The 22,763-nt window shown below is 44.3% G+C and carries 18 protein-coding genes; 9 read left to right on the top strand and 9 right to left on the bottom strand.

Annotation, left to right across the window (positions count from 1 at the left end):
* Positions 1-268: 268 nt before the first annotated feature.
* From GV64_RS05890 to GV64_RS05880, 3 genes are all read left to right on the top strand, one after another.
* Positions 269-925, top strand: a complete 657-nt coding sequence (locus GV64_RS05890) for a hypothetical protein (protein WP_152553939.1) — start codon at positions 269-271, stop codon at positions 923-925.
* Between the two features lie 99 nt (positions 926-1,024).
* Entirely contained in the window at positions 1,025-3,037 is a 2,013-nt protein-coding gene (gene rep, locus GV64_RS05885) for a DNA helicase Rep (RefSeq protein WP_020581055.1), read from the top strand.
* 224 nt (positions 3,038-3,261) lie between these two features.
* Complete coding sequence (locus tag GV64_RS05880; protein WP_020581056.1) at positions 3,262-3,651, top strand: Dabb family protein; 390 nt, start codon at positions 3,262-3,264, stop codon at positions 3,649-3,651.
* Between the two features lie 52 nt (positions 3,652-3,703).
* On the opposite strand, the gene GV64_RS05875 is transcribed toward GV64_RS05880, so the two are convergent.
* Both GV64_RS05875 and GV64_RS05870 read right to left on the bottom strand, forming a co-directional pair.
* Positions 3,704-4,648, bottom strand: a complete 945-nt coding sequence (locus GV64_RS05875; RefSeq protein ID WP_020581057.1) for a hypothetical protein — start codon at positions 4,646-4,648, stop codon at positions 3,704-3,706.
* A gap of 151 nt (positions 4,649-4,799) precedes the next feature.
* Entirely contained in the window at positions 4,800-5,531 is a 732-nt protein-coding gene (locus GV64_RS05870) for a copper homeostasis protein CutC (RefSeq protein WP_081622027.1), read from the bottom strand.
* A 583-nt stretch (positions 5,532-6,114) separates the two neighbouring features.
* On the opposite strand from GV64_RS05870, the gene GV64_RS05865 reads away from it, so the two are divergent.
* Positions 6,115-6,909, top strand: coding sequence for a hypothetical protein (locus tag GV64_RS05865; protein ID WP_152553938.1), 795 nt, complete (start codon positions 6,115-6,117; stop codon positions 6,907-6,909).
* A 408-nt stretch (positions 6,910-7,317) separates the two neighbouring features.
* Positions 7,318-8,145: an SDR family oxidoreductase gene (locus GV64_RS05860; protein WP_020581060.1), complete on the top strand. Its 828-nt coding sequence runs from the start codon at positions 7,318-7,320 to the stop codon at positions 8,143-8,145.
* A 329-nt stretch (positions 8,146-8,474) separates the two neighbouring features.
* Here GV64_RS05860 and GV64_RS05855 read toward each other — a convergent pair whose 3' ends face one another.
* From GV64_RS05855 to GV64_RS05845, 3 genes are all read right to left on the bottom strand, one after another.
* Positions 8,475-9,059: a 5-formyltetrahydrofolate cyclo-ligase gene (locus GV64_RS05855; RefSeq protein WP_020581061.1), complete on the bottom strand. Its 585-nt coding sequence runs from the start codon at positions 9,057-9,059 to the stop codon at positions 8,475-8,477.
* The gene (gene ssb / locus GV64_RS05850; RefSeq protein WP_020581062.1) at positions 9,040-9,603 is read right to left on the bottom strand and encodes a single-stranded DNA-binding protein; all 564 of its coding nucleotides are present in this window, start codon (positions 9,601-9,603) and stop codon (positions 9,040-9,042) included. The genes GV64_RS05855 and ssb overlap by 20 nt, the downstream gene beginning before the upstream one ends.
* Positions 9,604-9,869: 266 nt before the next feature.
* Entirely contained in the window at positions 9,870-11,213 is a 1,344-nt protein-coding gene (locus GV64_RS05845; RefSeq protein ID WP_020581063.1) for an MFS transporter, read from the bottom strand.
* A gap of 566 nt (positions 11,214-11,779) precedes the next feature.
* On the opposite strand from GV64_RS05845, the gene GV64_RS05840 reads away from it, so the two are divergent.
* From GV64_RS05840 to uvrA, 3 genes are all read left to right on the top strand, one after another.
* Complete coding sequence (locus GV64_RS05840) at positions 11,780-12,301, top strand: hypothetical protein (protein WP_152553937.1); 522 nt, start codon at positions 11,780-11,782, stop codon at positions 12,299-12,301.
* Positions 12,302-12,509: 208 nt separating this feature from the next.
* Positions 12,510-13,367, top strand: coding sequence for a hypothetical protein (locus tag GV64_RS05835; protein ID WP_020581065.1), 858 nt, complete (start codon positions 12,510-12,512; stop codon positions 13,365-13,367).
* Between the two features lie 38 nt (positions 13,368-13,405).
* The gene (uvrA, locus tag GV64_RS05830; protein ID WP_020581066.1) at positions 13,406-16,243 is read left to right on the top strand and encodes an excinuclease ABC subunit UvrA; all 2,838 of its coding nucleotides are present in this window, start codon (positions 13,406-13,408) and stop codon (positions 16,241-16,243) included.
* Between the two features lie 243 nt (positions 16,244-16,486).
* On the opposite strand, the gene GV64_RS05825 is transcribed toward uvrA, so the two are convergent.
* On the bottom strand, positions 16,487-17,632 hold the full coding sequence (locus GV64_RS05825) for a hypothetical protein (RefSeq protein WP_020581067.1): 1,146 nt from the start codon (positions 17,630-17,632) through the stop codon (positions 16,487-16,489).
* A 96-nt stretch (positions 17,633-17,728) separates the two neighbouring features.
* Positions 17,729-18,907, bottom strand: coding sequence for a hypothetical protein (locus GV64_RS05820; protein ID WP_020581068.1), 1,179 nt, complete (start codon positions 18,905-18,907; stop codon positions 17,729-17,731).
* Positions 18,908-19,253: 346 nt separating this feature from the next.
* Between GV64_RS05820 and GV64_RS05815 the strand changes: the two genes are divergently transcribed.
* On the top strand, positions 19,254-19,868 hold the full coding sequence (locus tag GV64_RS05815; RefSeq protein WP_020581069.1) for a trimeric intracellular cation channel family protein: 615 nt from the start codon (positions 19,254-19,256) through the stop codon (positions 19,866-19,868).
* Positions 19,869-20,150: 282 nt separating this feature from the next.
* On the opposite strand, the gene GV64_RS05810 is transcribed toward GV64_RS05815, so the two are convergent.
* Both GV64_RS05810 and GV64_RS05805 read right to left on the bottom strand, forming a co-directional pair.
* On the bottom strand, positions 20,151-20,975 hold the full coding sequence (locus GV64_RS05810) for a M55 family metallopeptidase (protein WP_020581070.1): 825 nt from the start codon (positions 20,973-20,975) through the stop codon (positions 20,151-20,153).
* 126 nt (positions 20,976-21,101) lie between these two features.
* On the bottom strand, positions 21,102-22,568 hold the full coding sequence (locus tag GV64_RS05805) for a hypothetical protein (RefSeq protein ID WP_020581071.1): 1,467 nt from the start codon (positions 22,566-22,568) through the stop codon (positions 21,102-21,104).
* Positions 22,569-22,763 lie beyond the last annotated feature (195 nt).

Genomic DNA, 22,763 nt, shown 5'->3' with positions numbered 1-22,763 from the left:
TATCATTTAGATTGCAAATTAATTCCAAATAACCATAAGAAAACAAAACTAATTCTAAAAAACTTAACCAAAGCCCTTTAACAATGTTTAGCAGGCAAGTATTTATTTAACACGAACGAACAATAAGATTTTTATTAAACATTATTAGAGCCGTCTATTTAGTATTCATATTTACTATTAAAATTAGTGCTAAAACAAATAACCAGCTCTAAATTGATACCCTGTAGCCCACTCCCAAAATCACAGGACTTCTATGATGTTTAGATATATGAAAATATTTTCTTCAAACTTGTTATTACTGCTTTCTTCCATAGTACTCGGTGATGAGCTATTTGGTGCAGAAGCCAACCAGTTTCATTGCGGGTCGATGATTGTTGAACTTCAGGAAGACTGGTCCATTGTATCTATTGATATAAAAAAAGGTTCATTACAAAACGCTCGCTTATATCAGCAAAAGGAAGGCGATGAGTCAGCCTTTGTCCCTAAGTTTGCCAATACAACACTTGCGCATTTCAAACAGGCCATTGATGATGGCAAGGTGGAAAAGCTCTCTATCATGGAATTCCCCCTTGAAGCAGAAATGGTGATTGCCCAGCCTCATGGCTCTAACATAACCACATTTCACCTGACCAAAGGGGTCTGTAATGCACTTCAAACCGGGCAGACATCTGTCACACTAAAAGCAGGAAACCCAATGAGCATTACTGTTTACCAGTCCGAAAGGGACAGTCATAGCAAATTAACTGACCTTCACAAAAAAGCCAACTACACCCCTGCTTATGTTCTGCTGCCGTTTAATGATCCGGATTCACAGGAGAGTAATCACAACTGGACAAAAGAGCTGAAAGATACGTTAACCGATACCATTACCGAGAAGCTATCACAGAAGGCAGCCCAACAAACTATTGAGAACTGGTTTAAGTAGATCTCTCTATAACGTTGTCTGATAACCAGACATATCGTCCTGTCCCTTAACCTTGGTATACTGAGTCACTCCCCCTATGACTTGCCTGAAACTGAACGCGTGCAAAGACTCAATGATCGACAGGCCGAGGCCGTAAAATATATCGATACTCCCCTGCTAGTACTGGCAGGGGCAGGCAGTGGTAAGACCAGTGTTATCACCACCAAAATTGCATACCTGATTCAACAGTGTGGCATCAGCGCCAAAAACATTGTGGCCGTTACCTTTACCAATAAAGCCGCCCGAGAAATGAAAGAGCGGGTTGGCAAGTTGGTCAAAGGCAAAGCATCTTCAGGGCTGACGGTGTCTACTTTCCATAACCTGGGTCTGAATATTATCCGTCGTGAGTACAAAATACTGGGCTACAAACCCGGTTTTTCGATTTTTGATCAGCAGGATGCCCGATCACTGATTACTGATTTGATGCAACGGGATGCCTCTGCAGATGACAATGGTGTTGATCAGATTCAACACTGTATCTCCAACTGGAAAAATGATTTGATCATACCGGCTCAGGCACTAGAGATGGCAAGGCAGCCTTGGGAGCAGACTGCAGCGATTGTCTATGAACACTATAACCGTATGCTGAAAGCCTATAACTCAGTAGACTTTGATGACCTGATCATGAAACCGGTCGAGCTATTCAGAAATTACCCTGAAGTTCAGCAACGCTGGCAGGATAAAGTTCACTATATGCTTGTAGATGAGTATCAAGATACCAATGGTGCTCAGTATGAGCTGGTCAAACGACTGGTAGGTGACCGCCGTAAGTTAACCGTAGTAGGTGATGATGACCAGTCCATTTACGCCTGGCGTGGTGCTAAGCCTGAAAATCTTGCACAGCTAAAAGAAGATTATCCCAGCTTAAAGGTTATCAAACTGGAACAGAATTACCGCTCCACCAGCCGTATTCTGAAAGCAGCGAATACTCTGATTGCCAACAATCCCCACGTGTTTGAGAAAACCCTCTGGAGTGAGATGGGGGTTGGGGATGAGATTCGTGTCATCAAATGCCGTAATGACGAGATGGAATGTGAACGGATTGCTACGGAGATTCTGGCTCACAAATTGAGACACGAGAACAGCTATAAAGATTATGCAGTGCTATACCGAGGTAATTTTCAATCAAGACTGTTGGAATTAAAACTTCAGCACCATGGTATTCCCTACCATATCAATGGCGGTACTTCGTTTTTTGCCCGGGCAGAAGTGAAGGACATCATGGCTTATCTACGACTACTGATTAACCAGGATGATGACAATGCATTTCTACGGGTTGTAAATACGCCAAAGCGGGAAATTGGCCCATCCACACTGGAAAAGCTGGGCAACTACGCCAATAAACATCACATCAGTATGTACAGAGCCTGTGAAGAAGCAGCTCTGGAAGAAGACCTTGCACCTCAGTATGCAGAAAAGCTACGCCGCTTTACCGGGTGGATGGATGATGTTTCACGACGGCTGCAAACCAGCGAAGATCCTATGCAGGTAGTTCGTGAAATGATTGCCGATACCGATTATGAAAACTGGTTGATGCAGCACTCCTCAACGCCAGCCCAAGCTGAAAAGCGCATGGCTAATGTCTGGTTTCTGGTGGATGCATTGCAACAAACACTGGAACGGGGTGACGAAGACAGAACAGTCGAAGACGCTATTGCCAGGCTGATTCTTCGGGATATGCTGGAACGTAACGAGGAAGAGGAAGATGCGGATCGTGTTCAGCTGCTGACCCTTCATGCTTCCAAAGGCCTGGAGTATCCCCATGTATATATGATGGGAATGGAGGAAGAACTGCTTCCACACCGTACCAGTATTGAAGAGGACAATATTGAAGAAGAGCGTCGCCTGACTTATGTAGGCATTACAAGGGCTCGAAAATCCTTAACAATGACATTGGCTGGACAGAGAAAACAGTTTGGCGAAATCATTGATACGATGCCCAGTCGCTTTCTGGATGAACTTCCTCAGGAAGACTTAGTGTACACAGGCTTTGATGAGTCATCTCGTCAGGAAACGAAAAAAATGGCGGGTAAAATGGGACTTGATGCCCTGTATAAATCAATTGGCGCATGACGATGACAAGCAGAAGCCAAGGGTAACCACTCCTGGTTTCTGCTGAACTCACTAAAACCAGAATAAATACACTGCCTTTTGCCTGATGTGCCACTACGGGGTGTTCACAATTCGCCATGAGACCAGTTGATCACATAAGCACTCAAGCAAGGCGAACAGCGCAGGCCCCAAAGGCATGCTGGTTCCATGTTCAAGTCGTCCAACGCTGATTCCTGGAAGGAAGCATGAAACATTTATTCAACTCAATTTTACTCATTAGCTTGGTATTACTCGGAGGCTGTGCATCAACTGCAGAAACCTCTCCACCTAACGGTATTAAACATATTGTCCTGGTTTGGTTAGAAAATACCGGTAACCAGCAGGATCGCGCTGAGATTATCAAACACTCTGAAGACCTTCGTTCAATTCCCGGTCTGCTTGACTTACAGGTAGGCCTCAGTGTTCCAAGTGATCGAAAAATTGTTGATGACAGTTTTGACGTAGGGCTGGTTATGACATTCTCTGATCAGGAAAGTATGGATGCCTATATCAAACATCCACTTCATCAACAAAAGGTAAAAACCCACTTTGCTCCTTTAAGCCGTAAAATTCTCATATATGACATTCGCTATTAACACTGCCCCAAGCCTGAGACTTCATTAATTGAATAAGGTGATTGATATCCGCTTATTCTGAAGTCTCAACCCATATTTTATAGAGTTCTGCCTCGACCAGGCTTTCTCTTGAATCCCAAAAATCCGAATAGAGAATGCTCACTTCCTGATTTGAGACTGCAGCATCTTCTGCGTAGCGGCAGAGACTTTCCTGATACGTTGTAAACTGCCCCACATCCGGAACAGAGCTGTACTGCTTGCGTGAAATCAGGTAGTTCCGAGCCTCTTCAATATCTGTTTCGCCAGCAGTGTTCTGTTCAGGTATCCACTCATTCCTGTAGTGCGCAATATTACGGGATCCACCTAAATGAACATCAATAACGCACTGATTACTTAACAACCTTCTGTTTATACGCTGAACCCGAGTGACCAGTCCTTTGGAAACTTTCTCACGGAAAAACCAGGTACCGCGATAATCCCATCCGGCTTCAACCCCTTCCGGGAACTCCTCGAAAGATCGAGAATCAAAAAAGCTTTCATCGCTATCGGAAATACCAGTAAGAATGAAGTTACTTTCAGAACTGAAAGGACTGCCCCAAAAAGCTTTACTTCTGAAGGAAAAAACAAGACTCCGAGAGTCTTGAATATCTGTCACCCCCTGCCAAAGTTCACTATTTTGCTCTTCGACCGAGAGTGAATATTGAAAAGATGGGTAGCTGGAAAGCTGTTCCTTTGTACTTGTATGCACCTCCAGCTCTCCTGAACTCCAGAGAATCCCATCAACCCACTCTCTGAAACCTTGCTGTCCAACTAATGTTCCAGTCAGCCACCAGCCTCTATTGTCTACTGCAATCGAATCACCGGTACTGCCTGAGCACTTTCCATTAACACATGGAGCTTCGCCACGCTGGCCTTCTTCACCTGAAGATAGGACATGCTCTTCAGAGGTATTATCTGCAGAGTTTCCCACCGGAATAAGAAAAAACATTATCAATAAGATGATCGGCAACCGTTTCATCACAGACGTCCCTGTATTGTCCTTTGACATTCCCTGTCATAAAGAATCGGCCAGCTCCGAGACTCACCTTAGCTCCTGCTTTGTGCATCAGTACTCGTATGCCTTTTCTCCTAAGATAACGAAGGTTAGTGATCATGAACAGAGCAGCACGTTAGTTTGGAGCTAGCAAAGACTTCAGTTGCTGAACTTTTGCAGAACTGACGTTACCGTTTTCAAGCACCGCACTAAATGTATGCAGGGAAAAACGTGTTAACTCAGTCTTCAGCCCGTCGATAATCCCTAGCGCATTTTCCAGAGACACGCCCCCCCCGACCACAACTTCAAGCCCACCCGAGACAAATACCCCTATATTTACCAGCTGCTTAATGCCATCTTGCGCTGTTCCAGTACTTCCCCAGGCAATACCGCTGGTTAATACCCGATCAAAACCAAGATCAATCAGAGTTTCAAGCGAGTATTGCCAATCTGGCGTTGCATCAAAAGCCCTGTGGAATGTGACTGTCAGATCATACTCCCGAGCCTTTCCTATCAGTCGCTCACAATACGTCCGGTGAACAGCCGATGTCTTCTCATCCAATACACCAATGACAACGCCATCCGCCCCCGCCTTAGCAGCATCTTGAATCTGCTGTTCCATTAAGACAATTTCATCCGGGGTATAAAAGAAGTCACCGCCTATAGGGCGAACCATAACCAACAGTCCGGAGCGATCCTTAAATGCATTTCTTGCTAGCTCTATATGTCTGACAGAAGGCGTTAAACCATCCTGTTCCATATGGGAGCATAACTCGATTCTATCAGCTCCTCCCTCCCATGCTTTGGAAACCGAGTTGAAAACGTAAAAGTCATCTTTACTATGAACACAAACTTCGATAGGTATCATGTAATTTTAGACAGTATATCTATTCAGGTTAACTAAACAGGATCCCTTCTATTAAAATGAAGGGAATATCCTTAAAACTCTATTATACATGCATCATGAACAAGAAAGTTGCCCTTTTTTCGCTTTAATAACGATGAAACCTGCACACCATACAAAATTCCAAAAAATAATCACATTGCAACATTACAAAAGTAGAGAAAACATTTCATTAATCACTATTTAAAAAACCATAGTGCGAAACAAAATAAACACTCATAGAAATATAACAACAACTGCCTTATATATATTGATTATGAAAATCTCTTCATATGAAAAAAAAACACTTATTTATTTTTTTATATAGCCAGACCATTTTGCGGAAATAAAATATTACTCTAGAATCCCTTTAGTATCATTTTATACAGTAAACAAGTTCCATTATCGGGCTTAAAAACTAATAAACAGCAGTGAAATATTTCAAAAAAATATATTTAAAGCTCGGAATAATAAGGACTGCTTACTGTCCAACCGTTCGGTTCTGATCTTTATTTAAGGTGGAACCGTATTTACTTAATTAAAACAGCCATCCGGATAAGGGGTTAGCATGTTTAGAGGAAAGTGTTTATCCATCGTCTTATTGTTATCGATCACATCGGCATCTTGGGGATCGTCTCCAGATGCAAGCACTGGGATCGAGCATGGGCGTTCTAGCGGGAGTGCTTTGTCAACCATTGGCAGTGGTACTTTCTCTTTACTTGAAGGTCTTGCTCACCTCACAATACTTCTGGGGTCTGGGGAGCAACCCGCAACCAATGTCTTTACAAAAGCGCTGGGATATGCCAACTCTGCTTATGACTTTAATGCATCAAACCGCTTCCTGAACCGTGCTGCTGGTAGTGTCCTCTTAAGCCAAGCCTTAAGGCTTCTTCCTGTAGCCAATGATTATGTCTGCGGCATGATGACACTGACTACTGAGGATGGTTATTACATTGACAGCGTCTTGGTTAATCAGGGATCGATACAGAATGATTCACAGTTCGAGCATATTGGTGACAACCTCTATGTCCCTAAAAACAGAGGTATCACTAACCTTCTATTAGTCAAACAAATGACTGGTTGGACAACAGCAGGAAGCGCCTATATTACTGAGAACCCAATTGACTTCTACGTGACGGTTTCCGATGGCCGTCAAACCTCTACCATCAATATTCAGAAAAGCTCATGTACATTATGGAACTATGGTAAAGCTCATGCCTCTGTGATCAAAGGCGATGATATATCCTTTTGCCTGACTAACTCCGGTACTGACTCTAAAGTATCAACACTAACAGCGCTAACTGCTGCATACGGAAAGCCAGCTCTGATGCGCATCCCAGGAGAAGCATGTGAGAGCTACTGATCCGTCAACCAAGGTAATAATGATTGGTTGATCTCAAAAAATACGAAACAAGACCACCCTCTTCTAGCTAGACAGGGTGGTTTTCCTTTGCAGTACACCACAAAAAATTAACAGTTCACATACAGATTTTTTCCAGTTTCAGTGAGCTCCTGATTCTCGTCATTCCGCATCAAGTGTCGTACATGACATATCAAATGATCTTTTCTCCTGGATGCTATACAGATTAATCAGTCTATATAGTAGTATTAGGCAATTCTAGAACCTTAATCTCAGAAATATAACAATCCATAAATTATGAAAATTTTCTTTCGCCATCTGATTTAACTCTCTCGTAAGTAATGATTCCAATTCTGCTTTTAGTTTTCTATCGAACAATCAGTACATGCAATAACAATAAGGAAGTTCAAAATGTCGAGACTTAAAGGAAAAACCATTATTACCACTGGTGCAAGCCGTGGTATTGGTAGAGAAATTGCCATTCGCTGTGCAATGGATGGTGCCAATGTTGTTGTAGCTGCCAAAACGGTCAAGCCCCACCCAAAACTTCCTGGTACTATTTACTCGGTTGCAGATGAAATCATTTCGGCAGGTGGTAAGGCTCTGCCTATTCAAGTAGATGTAAGAGATGAAAATTCTGTCGAAAAAATGATTGAAATGACCGTCTCGGATTTTGGTGGGATTGATGGGTTAATTAATAACGCAGGAGCAATCCGACTGACGCCTGCAGAAAATACACCAATCGAAATATTTGATTTGATGCATCAAATCAATACCCGAGCAGTGCTCTTATGTAGCCAGCTTGCCATGCCTTATCTGGAAAAATCTGACACAGCCCATATTCTTAACCTTTCTCCGCCTATCAACCTGAGTCCGAAATGGTTTAGGAACTACACTCCATATACCATCACAAAATACGGTATGTCGATGCTAACCTTGGGTCTTGCTGAAGAGTTTCGTTCAAAAAATATCGCTGTTAACTCTCTTTGGCCAAAAACCAGTATTGCAACGGCTGCCGTTGAATTCGAGGCCGGTGGAAAGGAATTATTCAACGTTTCAAGAAAGCCAGCCATCATGGCCGATGCAGCTTATTCCATTTTAACAAGTGGAACTGAATTCACTGGCAACCACTGCATTGACGAGGATATTTTGCGGGAAAAAGGCATGACAGATTTTGATCACTATGCTGTTGTCCCTGGTACTACGGACTTCTTCATGGATCTATATATCGACCAGTAAAACTCCCTCCTTGAACTACATCCACTGACGACATAAGGCTGTCTACGGCAGCCGAATCTTCTGGATAAATACTCAAGTGAGCTTTTATACAGTGAAGATCATACAAACACTTTTGGATCAGGTTAAAAAAACTGCAACTCAGAAATTGTGAGTAATACAAATAAGCCTTCTAACTAACGTAATAAGCGTAGTTAGAAAGCACGATGGGTATACGCTCTACTGACTTCCCAACTCACGACCAGAGTGGGATTTCTGTTCAGTTCTGAAGCGCAACAGAGGGTTTAAAAAATGCAATTGGTATAAGGTTTCAGACTCAGCCGGTACTCCGGCTAAGGCATTAGATAAAATTGACAGTCCGTTGCAATAGCAGCCATTGGAATATCCCAGTGCTCTACTGGAATAGAGGCCACCTTTTGACACTCATGAGCAAGGCCAATCAACTTTGGTTTTTCTGAAGTGCGGGTGAAGGCAAACGTTCTATCATAAAAGCCTCCCCCCATCCCCAAGCGCCTGCCTGATGTATCAAAGCCGGTTAAAGGAACAAATACAATATCCAGCTCTTCAGGCAAAATCTGCCTGGCACCGTGATGAGACGGCTCAGGAATACCAAACCGGTTCAAAGCCAATTGGGTATCTGGAAGATACTCAATGAACATGAGATCTTTACTACTACCTTGACCAACAACCGGTAAGTAACACTGCTTGCCAGATGCCCAAAGATAATCCCGGAGAGCATCGGGGTTTATCTCACCATCGTTGGCTATATAAACCGCAATGTGCTGACCATCAAACAACTCAGGGCGAGCGCTGAGGGTTTTATAAAGACCTTCACCTGCGCTGACCTGCTGGTCAGCACTCAACGCCCGACGGCGCTCACGAAGAGCAGCTCTTAAATCAGAACGGGATATCATCATCAAAATCGTCAAAGCCACCAGCGGGCTGAGGCTGAGGCTGAGGTGCAACTTGCTGCTGCGGCTGTGCAGTTTGCTGCTGAGGAGCACTACCATACTGCTGAGGCTGCGACTGTGGAGCATATGATTGCTGCTGTTGCTGCTGCGCAGGCTGTTGCTGGTAACCTCCACTCATTGGGGCTCCCATACCTCCGTCCTGACGGCCATCCAGCATTTGCAGCTGCCCACTGAAACCATCGACAACAATTTCAGTTGTGTATCTGTCCTGCCCGTCCTGCCCTTGCCACTTACGCGTCTGGAGCTTCCCTTCGATATATACTTTTGAGCCTTTACGAAGGTACTGTTGTACAATTTCCGCTAACTTTCCGAAAACAACAACACGATGCCACTCTGTTTTTTCCTGCTGCTGCCCAGTATTGCGGTCCTTCCAGGACTCACTGGTAGCCAGGTTCAGGTTTGCAACGGCACTGCCATTAGGGGTAAAACGTACGTCTGGATCGTTACCCAGATTGCCTATCAGTATTACCTTATTAACGCCTCGAGCCATTTAGCTTCTCCGCCGATTTCATTCAAATTCAAGTAGCCTTCAAGAACCTTACATTCAGTGAAGACGCCATGGAATGACATCTTTTCTTAACGCAGTCATTCCATATCAATAACACTTTATTAGAACCACAGCTCTATACCTGGTTCCTTGCTTTTTATTCTCTGTAAGCTAACAAACTTACTTTGTGGACCAGCATATCAACTGATTCTAATGAACCTTATTACCGGAAAACAGGCCTGAGGCCTATAGGGCTTTGTCAACTGAGCCTAGCACTGGCCAAACTGCTTCAGTCCAGACCAATCCAATGTCTGCTTATCAACTTTTAGGTAAGCTGTTTTCTCTGCTGAAAGCACAGTAACTTCCTGAACACCAACAATATCGGAAAGTCGCTCACCTATTGAGCTTATGTCTCCAAGATCAGGGTTCAAAGCCATTACCATAGTACTCACATAAGGTGGTTGTTTCATAGTAACAGACAACCAGCACCACAGGGCAGTGGGAATTGTACAAAGAGCGACTGCTCCAATAACACCACCATACTCCATGGCTACGCCCCCAAGACTTCCCCCCAGGGCAGCGCCCAGAAATTGGCTGGTCGAATAAACCCCCATGACAGTGCCACGAGTCCCAGCAGGAGCAAGCTTACTTACCAGCGAAGGTAGAGTTGCTTCCAGAAAATTAAAACCAAAGAAGAAAACAAACAATCCTGCCAGCAACATCGCTGAGCTGAGAACCCCTTGATAGAACAGGACAAAAGCAATAAATAGCATGACAATACTAAAACAGTAGCACTGTTTCAGGAGGCGCTGGCGCTCACTGAATATGATGAGAGGTATCATCATGATAAACGATAGCCCCATTACAACCAGATAAATACCACCATGCGCAGACCGATCAAAGTCTTTACTCAGAAGCTCTGGTATGAAAACAAACAAAGCCATCAGAACAAAGTGAAGCGAAAAAATACCGATGATATGTCTCAACAACTCCATGTTGGCAAAGACCTGTCGAACACCCGATTGATCAACAGAGCAGTTGAGGTCCCTCCTCTTAACTACGGGGGTTGGCACAAGGAAAATAATGACCAGCATTGCAGCCACAGCCATCAGAGCATTTGAGATAAACAACCCAAACAATCCCCACGCATGACTGACCAGCGGCCCTAATACCATGGCGACGGCAAAAGCAACACCAATACCCATACCTATCATTGCCATGGCTTTAGTTCGATGCTGATCGCGTGTCAAGTCAGCCATTAAGGCGGTCACTGCTCCGGCAATTGCTCCACAACCTTGTAAAATACGCCCGGCAATGACACCCCCAATAGTTGTAGCCTCAGCAGCCAGCAGGCTTCCCAACAAGAAAATAAAAAGCCCAAGTAGAATAACCGGCTTCCTTCCCCAGCGATCTGAAAGCCAGCCAAAAGGAATTTGTAACAACGCCTGACTGAATCCATAGGCGCCAATGGCCACACCAATCAGGCTGGGCGAAGCTCCTTGAAGATCCTCAGCGAAGAGTGCCAGAACTGGCAATACCATGAAAAGCCCAAGCATTCGAAAGACAAAGACCATGGTAAGGGATACAGCTGCTTTCAATTCAACAAATGACATGGGGTAACAGCAAAGTCCTGAATTATTTTGGTAGTTATTACTGATAAATAGTGTCGCCGCAAGTCTATCAGGATTTGGATCCCGGATGCTATGCAGGGAGAAATTCACAGATTATAGCGATTATCTGCGGCAAAATGTCACTGCCTGATCGGTGATATTTTGCCTATACATAGCTCGGTAACCTTAAGTCCATAACTTTGAGCAGGCCGACTGACTTGTAACCCTATTAAAAAATGATCAGCTAACTGACTGCTATCCTCAGACATTTCCTGACTGGTGAGGTCAGGCATTTATCTAATGATAGCGGCCTTAGCCTGAAAAGTGCTTCAGAGACTTGGGACGCTATCCTCAAATGGGTAGATCAATTCATGAAATATATTTCCAGAAAAATAGTTTGTTCTATTCTCATCCTTTTACTGCAGCTTTTTTTTGCAGCTACCGCGTTATCTGATTCTTCTTCGAAACCTGAACCCCCTATTTCAGCTCGATTCACAAAGCTAAATAATGATGGATCAGAAACCCATTGCATCGTAACCGGTAATGAAACACAAGAAGAACGACAAAGCATGCAGAAAAGAGGCTGTACTCTGGAAACTCTCCGAAAGGACAGTGATATTGAAGTCGAGGTTACATTACAAACCAACAGTGGTTTTAAATCTATCCTACTGACTTCCAAATACTATTTAATGTGGCTAAACAGTGGGCTTCATGCGGTTAATATTATTCGAAACTTACCATTTGCTGTAACAAGCCTGGTTGATCTTCGCCCTATTGACTCACTTGGATACCTAGCTTACTCAGCATTATATAACGTTGGCCTTTCCCGTAATGCAAAGCAAACACTCTACCCATTTCTTGGAGAACACTTTTCTTCTTACTTTTATCCTGATGGGCAGGATAAAAATGGTGAAGCAGAGATCGAAAACAGCAATGAGGAAATAGAAAAAGTCGGTATTGGCGGCCATATCCTGATCATTGGATCAGATCTAATCATGTGGTGGTTAGATGTTCCTATTGCTGGCTTTAATATTAACCGGCTGATGCTCGGTCTGGACTTATTACACTTTGCTCTTGACATGGCCATCTAAACAGCACCAGGCATTCACATATGAATGCCTTACTGAAAAGATACCCAAACAAACTTGCTTATTAATAAAGTATGTCCAAGAAACCAAGCCTTGAAAAGGCGGACATTAAATATATAAGCATTACTTCATTACAACACCCATTAATAACGGTTATCCAAAACCGGATAGCACACCCCACAGGTATTGATCCAGAGGTATAGATCCATTTATGTCAAAAAAAATACTCGCCCCTTCCATTGATAAAATAAACAATAAAAAACTTCGAAGTTTGTTGTATTTTCAGACTCTATGTATTCTTCCACTATTATTGATGCTTTCGTTCTCAGGGGTATCCAACACGTTAAAAGAAGAAAATACAATTTTTCCAATCTCAGCAAGCTATACAACGACCAATGAACATGGAAAAGTAACGCTCTGCACAATTTCAAGTAACGACAGCATTGAAACGCTGAATGAGCTGAAAAATACCGACTGCAAACTCCCTGTCTCAAATGAAAATAATGATCAGTCAGTCATTTTGATCAGTCATAGTCCTTACCATGAGACAAAACAGATCTTAATAACCACCCGAAACCTGCTGACATGGGCCTATATGGCAGTTCACCTATACAAAGTATGGGACTCCGGAAGCAGAATATTATGGCCTCCCGTTTGCCCTTGTTCAGGACAACCCAAAATAGTGACAAACACACAAAAGTTTTTCTTCACGTATTATATTACCAGCCTGATGCACCATGGGTGGAGCTACTTGAGCCCTTACCTTTTGCCTGAACAAAAAGCGCACAGAGACATAGATAGCACGAATGACAATGCTAATCATCCGTTAAACGATAGGGCAGAAGGCTGGGCTGAAACCCTGACAAGCATCATTTCAACATTCACTGAACACCCCTATGCCAGCCATATTCTGTCACTTGCCCTCGACTCAGCCGCATTTAAATGGGACTGTCGATGCGCTGGCTATTTTACTGACGCCAAAGGAGGCCTTTATTTTAATGGCCACCTTTGGATGCTTTTGCTAAATGTCGCGATTTTTACTACAGACTTGGCGATTGACTATTTATAATACTCCGTTCGCTTCCAATCTGGCACGGAGAAAAGGCTGTGGAAAAGATTACCGTACAGGGCGCCCGTACACACAATCTAAAGAACATCAACCTGGAGATGCCCCGTGACAGCCTGATTGTAATAACCGGCCTATCCGGCTCTGGCAAGTCATCACTGGCCTTTGATACGCTCTATGCAGAAGGTCAACGGCGGTATGTAGAATCACTGTCAGCCTACGCCCGCCAGTTTCTTTCCATGATGGAAAAGCCGGATGTGGATCATATTGAAGGGCTTTCTCCAGCCATATCCATAGAACAGAAATCCACCAGCCATAATCCGCGTTCTACTGTCGGCACCATCACAGAAATCTACGATTATCTTCGTCTGCTCTTCGCCCGTGCTGGTATTCCACGCTGTCCAACCCACCACCTGCCCCTGGAAGCTCAAACAGTCAGCCAGATGGTTGATCAGGTACTGGCTCTGCCAGAAGGCACAAAACTGATGCTACTGGCTCCAGTTGTCAGGGATAGAAAAGGTGAACACCTGCATGTGTTCAACGAGCTGAGAAGCAATGGATTTATCCGGGCCAGAATCAACGGAATCGTCACAGACCTCGATACACCACCAAAACTGGATAAAAAGAAAAAACACACAATTGAAGTGGTTGTTGATCGATTCAAAGTGCGTGACGACCTGCAATTGCGTCTCTCAGAATCGTTTGAAACAGCCCTGGAGTTAACAGACGGTCTGGCAACCATTAGCTACATGGAGAATGACTCTAAAGAAGAGAAAGAAAATGACATTGTTTTCTCTTCCAAATTTGCCTGCCCAGAGTGCGGCTATAGCATCAACGAACTGGAGCCCAGACTATTTTCTTTTAACAATCCTGCAGGTGCTTGCCCTACTTGTGATGGTCTGGGGGTTAAACAATTCTTTGATCAGGACCGTATAGTCCAACACCCTGAACTTACCCTTGCTGAAGGTGCCATACGAGGCTGGGATCGCCGCAGCGTATACTACTTTCATCTGCTGAAATCTCTGGCCGCACACTATGGCTTCAGTATTGATACCCCCTTTGATGATTTAAGCCCTGAACAGCAGCACATCATTCTTCATGGCTCCGATGACGAAGAAGTCAATTTTAGCTACGTGAATGACCGGGGTGATGTCTACAAAAAGCGACACATCTTTGAAGGCATCATCCCTAACTTTGAACGTCGCTTCAGGGATACAGAGTCTCAATCTGTCCGGGAAGAACTATCCAAGTATTTGAGCACACAACCATGCCCCTCCTGTAAGGGCGCCCGCCTCCGTAAAGAAGCCAGGAATGTCTTCCTGCTGGATGAAAGCCTGCCGGATCTGGTTAAATTACCCGTTGAAAAAGCACTAGCCTACTTCCAGGACCTGAGTTTGCCTGGTCGTCGCGGGGAGATTGCTAAAAAGGTTCTGAAGGAAATTTGCGACCGTCTCAGCTTCCTGGTGAATGTCGGCCTGAACTACCTAACACTGGACCGTAGTGCAGACACACTTTCCGGTGGCGAAGCTCAGAGAATACGACTGGCCAGTCAGATTGGCGCTGGCCTGGTTGGTGTCATGTATATTCTGGATGAACCCAGTATTGGGCTGCATCAGCGAGATAATGAGCGTCTGCTCAATACTCTGACTCGCCTGAGAGACCTTGGTAATACCGTTATTGTGGTTGAGCATGATGAAGATGCTATTCGCTCTGCAGACCACGTGATTGATATTGGCCCCGGTGCAGGTATTCACGGAGGTGCCATCGTCGCACAGGGGACACCCGAGCAGGTGATGGATACAGCAGCTTCCTTAACCGGGCAATACCTCTCTGGTATTCGCAAGATTGATGTACCACCTGAAAGAACGAGCGTTGATCCAAAGCAAATACTTAAGCTCAGCGGTTGTACCGGCAACAATCTTAAAAACGTCACACTGGAAATTCCGGTGGGTCTGATGACTTGTATTACCGGGGTTTCTGGCTCTGGAAAATCTACACTAATCAATGGAACACTGTATCCACTGGCCGCCACAGCCCTGAACAAAGCAACAACACTAACCCCTGCCCCTTATAAGAAACTGTCAGGGATCAGTAATTTTGATAAATGCATTGATATTGACCAGAGCCCTATTGGCCGGACGCCGCGTTCCAACCCTGCTACTTACACCGGCATTTTCACCGCCATACGTGAACTGTTTTCCGGTACTCAGGAAGCCCGTTCACGGGGCTATAAACCCGGTCGTTTCAGCTTCAATGTTAAGGGTGGACGGTGTGAGGCCTGTCAGGGGGATGGTGTTATCAAGGTAGAGATGCACTTTCTACCGGATATTTATGTGGCTTGTGACGTCTGTAAGGGAAAACGATACAACCGTGAAACCCTGGAAGTGAAATACAAAGGCAAAAGCATCCACGAAGTTCTTGAAATGACGGTAGAAGAGGCTCTTCAGTACTTTGACCCGATCCCTGCAGTGAAGCGCAAGCTTCAAACCCTTATGGATGTTGGTCTCTCCTACATCCATCTCGGACAGAATGCGACCACCCTGTCAGGCGGTGAAGCGCAGCGGGTAAAACTGGCCAAGGAACTCTCAAAACGGGATACCGGTAAAACCCTTTATATTCTGGATGAGCCAACCACCGGGCTGCACTTTCACGACATTGAGCAACTACTATCCGTTCTCCACCGTTTGAGAGATCACGGAAACAGCGTTGTCGTTATTGAGCATAACCTTGATGTTATTAAAACTGCAGACTGGATCGTTGACTTGGGTCCGGAAGGTGGGGATGGCGGAGGTCAGATTATTGCCTCCGGTACACCGGAAGCGGTATCAGAAATCCCAGAGTCTCACACCGGGCGCTTCCTCAAACCGATGCTGGTTTAACACGCTAACCAGGAGACTGTCCGAGAATAGCGCACGTAGCGAGGATGGCAGAAAATTGAGGATAAACAAATCGTTTTGTAAGGTGAATAGTGGTTCTATTTGCCAAGCAAACGGATTTTTTTAGACCAATTACTACCACCGCACGACTGCATGGATGCAAGAGCTAGAACAACACAGGAGCAGTCGCCGCGTAGGGCAGTCTATTCTCGGACAGCCTCTCAGGTACAGATGAGCTATCTGTACCTATTGTGAAGAGTACCCTTCCTCCTTGATGGAAAAAGACGGATACATGGGCCACGACCCCTTGATATCAATATGACGGTCTCCTGTTGGCCAGGATCCCAATGGCGTTTGCCAACGATGAGTCTGCACCGTTTTCATAATGCGAAGATAGTTTAAAGTCATTGTCAGGTTCGTTGCGTCCAACGGAATATTATCTATTTCCTGTTTGAGAAATGGCAGTAGTCCAATATCTACATGCTGACTTCCAATAGGGGTCGTATAAGAAAGAGAAATACCCACATAATGATCGCCATGATTGTTAAAGATCATCCTGAATGATCCAATTGGCCTGATCCAATGCAACATAACCTTATCTCCATCAAGGGAAGCAAAGGTATAGGCAACAGGCACCAGGATCGAACTGAACTGGTTTCCCTGCCCTGGCCAGAGAAAGCTGAGAACATTCCCTTCATACTCAGCTTTCGAATACAATGCCTCCCCACCGACCTGGGTCAACATATTTTGCAGGTAGCTAGCCTGACCACTAACGCTCCAGTTAGAACCATCACTCAGGGCGACCACGTTCATACCCGCCTGCGCCATAATGACACTGGTAATCACACCAAAGCCCTGAGAAATACCATTCCCCGGATCATACATCGACTCATAGCTGGCAATGGATTTTAATAAGTCCAGATGCCCCCTTAGTACTTTACCTGGGTCTTTAATACTCTGCTTCTCAACCAGGACCCATCTTGATGTCATTGCTCCCCGCTTGCTGAGCTCCCACTTCAATTGAACCTGGGCATCCCCCATTTGAGCCAGACGCCCTTTTCCACCCACCACAAGCCTTGGCTCACGAACATGCTCAGAAGATAGTTTCATCACTTCACTCAGTGGAGAAATGATCGTTTCAAAATCACTTAAATACTCACCACTTGGTTGAAATACGCCACTGCCAATATCAATAACGCCAATAGCCCCCGGTTTTATCATCGGATCTAGGTTAAAGTTCCCCCACCAGTTCGGATGACTTTCTCGAATCAACTGGTTAAAGGTTCTGGTTATGTAACCAGAGTCAAGGGGTTTTATATGTTGACTGGCAGAGATCTCTTCAGTGAGCAGTACACCTACCATAACGATCAAACAACGCATAAGCATCAACATAGAGCCACTCCTGGAAGTCGATATAAATCGAACCAGCAAAACCTCCGCCCCGGCTATCGGTCTGGCCATTCAATATTGAATGGCCAAGGGGTGCTCTCATTTGTCTATTGCGACTCTTAGTGATGTTGTATTAGTGCGATCCTCCTGAATAACGAATGAAGGCTGCCCTGGCCACCACCCGTCAATCTCGACATGCCTTTTACCAGTCGACCATGTGCCCAGTGGAGTATCCCAATGATAGAAGTCTGTGGTACTGGGTATCGCATCCACAAACTCCATTTCCAGAGTCAATTCTGTTGCATCCAACGGGATGTTATCCATACTTCTGGTCATAAAGCCGACGATATCCTGATGCAGTTCTTTTTCGCCCCCCGGAGTCTGGTATTTCAAGGTTGCTTTGACAAAATAACTTCCCTTGTTTTCAAAGATGATTTGAAACGCTTCGATCTCTTCTATCCAGTAAGGAATAATCTGTTCACCATTGATTGACGCAAAAGTGTAAGCAACGGGCACAAGGTCATCGGTTGTTGTGTTTGGCTGGCTGGGCCAGACCATACTCATCACATCACTATCACCCCCAGCACTGGAATATGACGCCTTTGCAGAACCACGGCCCAACATGCTCTGAAGACTATCGGCCTGACCAGTAATGCTCCACTGTGAAGAGTCTGAAAGTGATGCTACATTCATACCACTTTTTGCCAGAAGCACACTGGTTACCACTCCAAAACCCTGTGAAATAGCACCGGCTTCAGGGTCGTACATATCCATATCCGCTGCGACAGATTTTAAAAGATCCATATTTTCATTAATGACCTGAAATGGTCCCTTCAGGCTCTGTTCCTGAACCAGGTCCCATTGAGCCATCATCGCTCCCCGTTTGCTGAACTGCCATTTAAGGTCAGTATTTACACTCACCTTTGATGACTGGTCACTCATCGTGAATGAGGCGACCTGTGGCCCTTTAACGTCGCTGGTCGATAGTTTCAACTCCTCTGAAATAACGCCTGAAACTACGGAAATATTCGCAATTTGCTGGCCTGCCGGGTGAAATGTTCCAGTGTTGGTATCAATGACACCTATTGCCCCGGGTTTAATGGCCAGATCCAGGTTCCAGTTCCCCCACCAGCTTGGCCTGACCTCTCGAACCAGATCATTGAAGTTATTGGATAAATCTTCAGGTGGAAGAATCGACAGAGAAGTGCTGGCAAATAACTGTCCGGTTCCAGAAAAAATAACAATCAATAACAGCGATTTTTTTTTCAGCAGGGGCATTACATATCTCCCGGAAACTAATGTCACAGTTAGATTGAACAAAAATAAAGGCAGGAATTTAGAAAGGAGAGACCACACGACGAAATTCGTATTAAAAATCGACTTATTCAGCACCAGTATATAAAGAGATAATATTAGAACAAGAATTACCAACAATTTTCTCAAGTATAGACAACAAATCTCGCCTCTCATTTCTTGATTAGCTATAAGCCGTTGCCTAAGGAAAGAACACAGATATAAGTGTTAGATCACGACAACGTTTTTCGGAAAGCCCTCCCCAGCCACTCCTTGTGTTGTCATCATCAGGTTCCTACAATCACTTCGTTTAAGATCAACGGATGAAGCCATGCTGACAGTCCTCTATGTAATCGCCATCACGGCAGAAGCCATGACCGGAGCTCTTTCAGCCGGACGGAGAGGCATGGACCCAGTTGGTGTTATTTTTGTTGCCTGCTGCACCGCCATCGGTGGTGGCTCTGTCAGAGATATGCTGCTAGGCAGCTATCCCCTGACGTGGGTCGAAACGCCAATGTATATCGTCATTACAACGGCGGCCGCTATCCTGACCATTTTCCTGCAACGATATATGAAACATATGTTCAAAGTGTTTCTGGTACTGGACGCTGTAGGCCTTATCACTTTCAGTATTATCGGAGCACAAAAAACACTGGACCTGGGGCATGGCTATATTATTGCCAGCGTTATGGCCGTCATTACCGGGGTGTTTGGTGGAATTCTCAGGGATATTCTCTGTAATAACGTTCCCTTGGTTTTTCGTAAAGAGCTATACGCCAGTGTCGCCCTGATCTCTATTGGCTTTTACTTTACCCTGCAACTGCTGGGAGTGGACCCAAACGTCACCGTGATATCAACACTGGTGTTCGGTTTTGTGTTCCGAATGATCGCTGTACGCTTTAAGCTTGAACTTCCGAAATTTGTTTACAAAGAATCGCCCCATTAATCCGGGACTGGCTTCAGCTTCTGTTCTTCGGGTAGACATTAAGGGCTTTCCTTAATACTTCTGGAGGGCAGTACCAATAACGCCATTGCCTGCCTCTGAGCCATTGATTCACTCTAAGGTTCTGGCCGTACTACAGGGATTCTTTTTTGAACCACAGAGATCACAATGTGCACAAAGGAAAAGAAAAGCTCTTCTTCGTGCACTTTATGATCTCTGTGGTTCAATCTTTAAGCCAGTCTAAGAAGATCTGTTAACATAAGGCTTTCAACAGAACCTGCTATTTTATGGAACAGATGCACTCATGGCAGATAAGCTATTGAGCAAAGTTACCAGATCTTTAAAGCTGCCTGCTTCATAGGACACCTGGTTGGGAGAAACCCGCTCTACACCCGGCACTAATGCATAGAGATCAGACTGGGCTTGAGAGATAGAAGAGACAGTCAGCCTATAGGGAGATTCCAGGCAAAATGCTGTTTTCGGCTGGTGCCTTTTCAATAATGACTGTCTTGCAGCTGCTGACAGCAACTCCTTGGCAATTGACACCGGCAAACTCTCTGCAGCATAAGCTCCACGGGCTTTTTTCACCTGCACATATTCACTTTCCGGGAATGCTTCAGCAACGTGAGCCTTTAGGTGATCATCTCCAGAAACCATCAAAAGAGGAACACCAAACTCAGCAGCCAAACTGCTATATAGATCCACCTCTCCCATTACCTGGCCATTGACCTCCACTTTTAAAAAAGCACGGCTATTTATGGTATGGGCAAGAACGCCATATTCACCAGCAGCACTGTGTGCGCCAACCATCATCAAGGCATCATAGTCGGCAAACTGAATGCCATCGATCATTCCTAACGCCCTGGGCTTGCCCTGAACCAGCTTTGCCTGTGGAGATAAATTATCAATAGGCAGGTTAATCATAGGCCCATGACTGTCAATCACCGTAATCTCACTAATACCTGTTCGCACAGCACCTTCAACAACGGCATTAACCTCTTCAACCATCAGCTGACGAGCCATCTGATACTCTGCATTCCCAGAAACAGTCTGCTCCCGACAGCAGACACCGGCCACACCCTCAATATCCGCAATGATCAGCAGTTTCATTTATATACTCTCCCCTTAGCCAGGGAGTTCATAATGCTAGTCCATAAGCTGAAACTAAAATGATGCAAGTCAAAAAATCTCTAATGAGAGTACTTATTAGAATAAATTTAGAAAAAACACCAAGTATTAACCCCATATTTCCTTTATACAAGATCTAAACAACATATCTACCTCAGTATTTTCTTGATTCAAATGATTATCTTTAATTCGATAAATAGCTAACAATGCATACCCATAATTTTTATCATTAAAACAATCTAAAGCATGAGACAATTGTTGACATTCATAATCACTAAGCTGGTATTTAATTAATAAATCAGGCTCATCCTCCCCCAAGGAAAAATCAACAAAATTGTATACATCTTCCATAATCATATTAAAGTCACTGCTTTTTGAATTATCTATATCACCAGAAGCATGTGAGTATGTTTCAGAGTCAGGTAGATGCGTCTCAGAAGTGGGTTGATCAGGCCTATTAACCTCATTATTAAGCAGATCTATTTGATTCTCATGATGAGCGAGACAATAGGCAGCCCCTGCCTCTGCTGTCATTTCTACTGGTTCAGCATGAGGTTCTCTTAAAAAATCATTACCTAAACCTTCGGGCGTCGAATCTAATTCTCTAGAATAGAAACTGTTTAAGCCATTATCTGTATCGCCAGATAAACTGGCTACACTTTCAATCCTTGATGACTGAGCCAATGATAGGTTTCGTAAATAGACAGGGTCGATATTATATCGTTCAGGATTATCACTGCAAAAAATCATCCAATCAATCACAGGAAGATACCGCTGATCTCTTGGGTCAATATTTTTTTTCAGTTCATATAGTTTTTGCTTAGCTATCCCCCACTCCTTCTTAGCCATATCAATCTGGATATCAGAAATATCTGCCTGAACCCTACCCCTAAAAAACTTTTTTATATCCTCTAAATGACCATATGCTCTTTCAAAATCCCCAAGCGCAGTCAAAGCCTCGACTCTCTTAAACTCAATATGTTCGACTCTGCGGCCATTACAAAGCAACTGGTCACAGTAATCTAATAGCTTACGATCTTCACCTAATCTTTTTAAAAGAAACAGCTTCCCATTTTCCGCTTTTTTTGACTTTGGGAACTTTTCGAGATGCTCTTCAAATATTTGTAATGCTTGCTCACGTATAGCTAAACAAAATTGTATAGTATCAGGATCAACTAAATCACCTGACTTAAAAAAACCTCTGCCCTTCTCATCCAACCTGTCTAAATTATCAACAAAGCTTTTGAGTTCACCAATCCCTATTTCACCACGGCTCAATCGCGCCTTTAATGATTCTTTATCCGTAGCCGCTCCACGCTGAAGCTCCCGCCAGGGGTCTCTAAGTGTTTGCAGAGCCTCAGAAACTCTTGCTAAGCGCCGTATTGACGGATAATGTGACCTAGGGCTCATAATCGAGTTCTCTCGACCGTTGTAAGAACTGATCTGATATCCTAGATATTGCCCTGTAGCACCAACACATTCAGCAACTTGACTCGAATATGATGCCGTACTGCCCCTCGGTAATTTATTAAATTGACTCCCTTCACTCCCCTCTAACCGATAATTACCTTGCATATTTATAACCACCTATGACTCAGAGCAACTTCCCGGAATGCTAATAACAATCATAACAAACAGCTTTTTTGACCACTACATTAATCAATAGGTCTCAAAATTAATTAGAACCCTAACAATTTCTGTAGAACATTAAGATAGAATCTAAAAGTATTCCATTACTTACAAAATGACATAAAAAAACCCCACTCTATT

Source organism: Endozoicomonas elysicola (assembly GCF_000710775.1).
GTDB lineage: Bacteria > Pseudomonadota > Gammaproteobacteria > Pseudomonadales > Endozoicomonadaceae > Endozoicomonas > Endozoicomonas elysicola.
The sequence above is the reverse complement of the archived record's forward strand: the minus strand, read 5'-3'. Positions and strand labels throughout refer to the sequence as shown.

Coding starts and splice junctions, on each gene's coding strand:
- GV64_RS05890 (WP_152553939.1), top strand. CDS start 269: ATGAAAATATTTTCTTCAAACTTGTTATTACTGCTTTCTTCCATAGTA.
- GV64_RS05880 (WP_020581056.1), top strand. CDS start 3,262: ATGAAACATTTATTCAACTCAATTTTACTCATTAGCTTGGTATTACTC.
- GV64_RS05875 (WP_020581057.1), bottom strand. CDS start 4,648: ATGAAACGGTTGCCGATCATCTTATTGATAATGTTTTTTCTTATTCCG.
- GV64_RS05870 (WP_081622027.1), bottom strand. CDS start 5,531: ATGATACCTATCGAAGTTTGTGTTCATAGTAAAGATGACTTTTACGTT.
- GV64_RS05865 (WP_152553938.1), top strand. CDS start 6,115: ATGTTTAGAGGAAAGTGTTTATCCATCGTCTTATTGTTATCGATCACA.
- GV64_RS05860 (WP_020581060.1), top strand. CDS start 7,318: ATGTCGAGACTTAAAGGAAAAACCATTATTACCACTGGTGCAAGCCGT.
- GV64_RS05855 (WP_020581061.1), bottom strand. CDS start 9,059: ATGATGATATCCCGTTCTGATTTAAGAGCTGCTCTTCGTGAGCGCCGT.
- ssb (WP_020581062.1), bottom strand. CDS start 9,603: ATGGCTCGAGGCGTTAATAAGGTAATACTGATAGGCAATCTGGGTAAC.
- GV64_RS05845 (WP_020581063.1), bottom strand. CDS start 11,213: ATGTCATTTGTTGAATTGAAAGCAGCTGTATCCCTTACCATGGTCTTT.
- GV64_RS05840 (WP_152553937.1), top strand. CDS start 11,780: ATGCAGAAAAGAGGCTGTACTCTGGAAACTCTCCGAAAGGACAGTGAT.
- GV64_RS05835 (WP_020581065.1), top strand. CDS start 12,510: ATGTCAAAAAAAATACTCGCCCCTTCCATTGATAAAATAAACAATAAA.
- GV64_RS05825 (WP_020581067.1), bottom strand. CDS start 17,632: ATGTTGATGCTTATGCGTTGTTTGATCGTTATGGTAGGTGTACTGCTC.
- GV64_RS05820 (WP_020581068.1), bottom strand. CDS start 18,907: ATGCCCCTGCTGAAAAAAAAATCGCTGTTATTGATTGTTATTTTTTCT.
- GV64_RS05815 (WP_020581069.1), top strand. CDS start 19,254: ATGCTGACAGTCCTCTATGTAATCGCCATCACGGCAGAAGCCATGACC.
- GV64_RS05810 (WP_020581070.1), bottom strand. CDS start 20,975: ATGAAACTGCTGATCATTGCGGATATTGAGGGTGTGGCCGGTGTCTGC.
- GV64_RS05805 (WP_020581071.1), bottom strand. CDS start 22,568: ATGCAAGGTAATTATCGGTTAGAGGGGAGTGAAGGGAGTCAATTTAAT.